The organism is Helcococcus bovis (genome assembly GCF_046035835.1).
GTDB lineage: Bacteria > Bacillota > Clostridia > Tissierellales > Peptoniphilaceae > Helcococcus > Helcococcus bovis.
Genome location: NZ_JBFNGB010000035.1, coordinates 1 through 4,351 on the forward strand (window position 1 = coordinate 1; position 4,351 = coordinate 4,351).

General features: G+C 26.1%; 3 protein-coding genes and 1 tRNA gene. 1 reads left to right on the plus strand and 3 read right to left on the minus strand.

Annotated features, from left to right (window positions below; genetic code table 11):
• Nucleotides 1-119: 119 nt before the first annotated feature.
• Genes ABGF48_RS08310 through polA form a run of 3 tightly spaced genes read right to left on the minus strand, consistent with a single transcriptional unit; the run spans nucleotide 120 to nucleotide 3,956 of the window.
• Nucleotides 120-737: a lytic transglycosylase domain-containing protein gene (locus tag ABGF48_RS08310; RefSeq protein ID WP_408105875.1), complete on the minus strand. Its 618-nt coding sequence runs from the start codon at nucleotides 735-737 to the stop codon at nucleotides 120-122.
• Nucleotides 734-1,354, minus strand: a complete 621-nt coding sequence (coaE, locus tag ABGF48_RS08315) for a dephospho-CoA kinase (protein WP_408105876.1) — start codon at nucleotides 1,352-1,354, stop codon at nucleotides 734-736. Before coaE ends, ABGF48_RS08310 begins: the two co-directional genes overlap by 4 nt.
• Nucleotides 1,320-3,956: a DNA polymerase I gene (gene polA / locus ABGF48_RS08320; RefSeq protein WP_408105877.1), complete on the minus strand. Its 2,637-nt coding sequence runs from the start codon at nucleotides 3,954-3,956 to the stop codon at nucleotides 1,320-1,322. The genes coaE and polA overlap by 35 nt, the downstream gene beginning before the upstream one ends.
• 131 nt (nucleotides 3,957-4,087) lie before the next feature.
• On the opposite strand from polA, the gene ABGF48_RS08325 reads away from it, so the two are divergent.
• Nucleotides 4,088-4,174, plus strand: a tRNA-Leu gene (locus ABGF48_RS08325).
• The last annotated feature ends 177 nt before the right edge of the window (nucleotides 4,175-4,351 follow it).

Here is a 4,351-nt window from a genome sequence, read left to right on the forward strand (position 1 = left end):
TATAAAAAAATATGTTATATTCCCATCTATTTGTTTTTAATTTTTTATAAAAAAATTCCATAAAGTTAAATTAAATAATAAAACTTTATGGAAAATTAAATTTTTATTTAAAATAATTTTTACCCCAGAGAAATCAAAATCCTAAATGCTTTCTTAAATTTTGAATCTGTTGTATTTGCATAATATACATCATATATTTTTTTATTTAAATTATACTGCTTCTTTACCTTATATATATAATGTCTTGTTTCTGCTATTGGAATTTTTTCATAATTTTCTTTATTTCCATTTAATATACCTGTATCTATCCATTTTTGAACATTATTTAGTCCACCATTATATGCCATGATAGCATAATCAACATTCTTAAATAAATTAAATAAATACTTCAAATAATATGTTCCGTATTTTATATTTATTTCTGGATTTAATAAATTTTCTTCCTTAAAATCTTCACCCAACCTTTTTGCAATCCATTCTCCAGTTTCAGGCAATAACTGCATTAATCCTTTAGCATCAGCATGAGAATGTGCTTTCTCATTAAAGGAACTTTCTACCTTAACTACTGCTGTTATAAGTTTTTTATCAATTTTATATTCTTCAGAATATTTTTCAATATATTTCATATATGGCTCATGTTTATCATTTATCATAAAATATACAAAAAAATATATTCCTGAAAAAATAATTAAAGCCAAAATAATAAGTATAACTATTAATCTTTTTAATATTTTCATAATTTTTCCAATCTTTCATTAATTTGTTTAATTAAAAATCCTTCATCTTTAGAGTTATCAATTATAAAATCTGAGTATTTCACCTTATCATCAATACTTATTTGTGAATTAATTTTTTTCGTTGCATCCTCATCATTCAATTTATCCCTATATTTCAATCTTTCAATTTGAAAAATTTTTGGAATATAAACTAGCCAAATTTCATCATAATTTATATATGAATCTCCACTTATAATTAATTCTACTAGCAAAGGATTATCAATAAAAATTATTTTTTCCTCTAATGAATTTATCTTTCCTAATATTGTATAAAATATATTTGGATGAGTCAAATTATTTAATTTTTTTAATTTTTTTTCATCATTGAAAACAATATTTCCTAGCTTTTTCCTGTCAATTTCACCATCTTCATCTAATATTTCATCTCCAAAATAACTCAAAATATTAATATAATTTTTTTCACATTTTTTCATTAATTCATGAGCGATTTTATCCAAATCAAGAACTGTATATCCCTTGTTTTTCAAAATATTAGATACTGTTGATTTACCAGTTGCTATCGATCCTGTTATACCAATAATTTTAGACTTCATACCAGCTATTTCCCACTTCAACATCTACTAAAAGTGCAACTTCCAATTTTACAGCTTTTTCCATTTCTTCTTTTAAAATATTCTCTATTATATCAATTTCATCATTAGATGTTTCAATAATAAGTTCATCGTGAATTTGTAATATCAATTTTGATTTCAACTTTTCAGATTTAATTCTATTATAAACATTAACCATCGCAATCTTTATAATATCTGCCGCTGTTCCTTGAATTGGAGTATTTAATGCTATTCTCTCTCCAAAACTTCTAACATTAAAATTAGAACTTTTTAATTCAGGAATATATCTTCTTCTATGAAATAATGTATCTACATATCCCTGTTCTTTAGCTTGTTCTATTATTTTATCCATATATTTGGCTATATTGGGATATGTTCTTAAATATCCATCAATATATGACTTTGCTTCTTTTCTAGGTATGTCTAAATCTTGAGATAAACTATAGTCAGAAATTCCATAAACTATTCCAAAATTGACAGCTTTGGCATTTGACCTTTGTAACTTTGTCACCTCATCAATCGCTACTCCAAAAACCTCTGATGCAGTCTTAGTATGAATATCTATATTATGCTTAAATGCATCTATCATTGTTTCATCTTTTGACAATGAAGCCAATACTCTGAGTTCTATTTGAGAATAGTCTGCTGAAACAAGCTTTTTATTTTCACCTGCAACAAATGCCATTCTAATCATTCTTCCTTCTTCTGTTTTTATAGGAATATTTTGTAAATTCGGTTCTGTTGAACTAAGTCTGCCTGTTACCGCAACAGTTTGATTAAATTTAGAATGAATTCTTCCATCTTCCTTAATCACCGGAATCAATCCATCAATATATGTGCTCTTCAATTTCGAAAGTTGTCTATATTCTTCAATCAGTGGAATAATTTCATGTTCATTTCTCAATTTATGTAGAACATCTACATTTGTAGAATATCCAGTCTTTGTCTTTTTAATTACAGGTAATTTCAACTTGTCAAATAGGACTTCTCCCAACTGTTTTGGTGAATTCAAATTAAATTCTCCATCAGCTAAATCAAATATTTTTTTTGTTATATCTTCTATTCTTGTTGAAATTTCAATATCTAGCTTATCAATTTCTTTTCTTTCAACTTTAACACCAAATATTTCCATATCTCCAAGAACTTTTACCAGTGGTAGCTCAATGTCATAAAGCAAATGCTCCATTTCTAAATTTTCCAACTTCTCAATTAGTTTATTAACAGTCTTTTCTACAATAAATAAATTATTCGCTAAGTATTCTTCAACATAAATAATTTCCAAATCATTTATAGTTTTTCTGAACTTACCACTTCCTAAATATTCATCAAGTGATTTAATATCTGCCTCTAATTCAGAAAATGCAATATCTTTTATAGAATAATCGCCTTTTGGATTAATCAAATAGCTAACTAACATCAAATCAATATAGTTGTCACTCAATTCTATTCCTAATTTATTTAATTGAACATATTGTTTTTTTAAATCAAATCCAATTTTTTGAATTTCCTGATTTTCAAAAATTTCCTTAAATTTTGAGACAAATAAATCCTTATCTTTTTCTAAATCTACAACTAATATTTTATTTTTATCATCTTTAATTCCAATATATTTAGCATTTTCAAATAAATAGTCACCATCTACTATAAATTCAAAAATCAACTTTCTATTTTTTAACACATGTGCATATACATCGCCAATTCTATTAATTCCAATAATTTTATAATCAAAATCAAACCTTTCATTGCCCTTAGGTGCAAACTGTGTTGTTAATGTATTAAATTCTAATAGTTTATATTTTTCATAAAGTTCATCTCTATTCGGTTCTTTAACTCTTAAATTTTCAATATCAAAATTTAGTGGAACACTTGTAAATATTTTACCTAATTTTCTTGATAAAAATGCCATCTCTCTATTTTCAACCAATTTTTGTGATAATACCTTACCGGAAATTTTATCTAGATTCTCATAAATTGCTTCAAGATTCCCATACTCTTTAACTAATTTAATCGCTGTCTTTTCACCGACTCCGGGAATACCGGGTATATTATCTGATGCATCTCCCATCAACCCCTTAACTTCAACTAATTTTTCAGGACTTAATTCATATTTTTCTTTTACTTTTTCTACATCATATATCTCTAAAAGTGAAATACCTTTTTTTGTATATAAGACATTAGACATTTCATCTACCAATTGGAAATAATCTCTATCCCCAGTAAGCATATATGATTGAATATTTTTTTTATTTGATAATTTAGAAACTGTACCAATAATATCATCAGCTTCATATTCATCCATTGCAATATGTTTAATATTATATGAATCTAATAAATCTTTTACTATTCCAAATTGTGTCAATAATTCATCAGGAGTTTTTTGCCTATTTCCCTTATATTCTGCATATTCCAATGTCCTAAATGTTGGACCTGATTTATCAAACGCTACTAAAACATAGTCAGGATTTATCTTCTCAATCGCAGCATTATACATATTTATAAATCCATAAACCGCTCCAGTAGGAATCCCCTCCCTAGTTGACAAATTTCTTATCGCATAAAATGCTCTAAAAATCAAACTTGATCCATCAATCAATAATATTTTTTCCAAATTTCCTCCTAGAATATTTTCATTATGTATTAATTATTTATATATTAAAGTATATCAAATGCATGCACAAATAGCACTAAATAAATTTTAACTTGAAAATATTTTATGAAAATGTTAATATATATGAGTAAGCCGGTATGGTGGAATTGGCAGACACGTCAGACTCAAAATCTGGTGCCTTCACGGGCGTGGGGGTTCGACTCCCTCTACCGGCACCACTTAAAAATATTCATAGACATAAAAGGACATTAGAGTAAATTACAGAACATTTAAAAATAATTATTCAAAAATATGTTTTATTTAGGACATAATTTGTTTAAAGACTGTTTTAATTGAAAATGTATAAAGAGTGTATGAACACGGGGATAGAGAAAATCTATCTCCTTTTTTTTTGC

Bases quoted from the DNA above. Each gene is read 5' to 3' on its own strand.
- ABGF48_RS08310 (WP_408105875.1), bottom strand. From the start codon at position 737: ATGAAAATATTAAAAAGATTAATAGTTATACTTATTATTTTGGCTTTA.
- coaE (WP_408105876.1), bottom strand. From the start codon at position 1,354: ATGTTGAAGTGGGAAATAGCTGGTATGAAGTCTAAAATTATTGGTATA.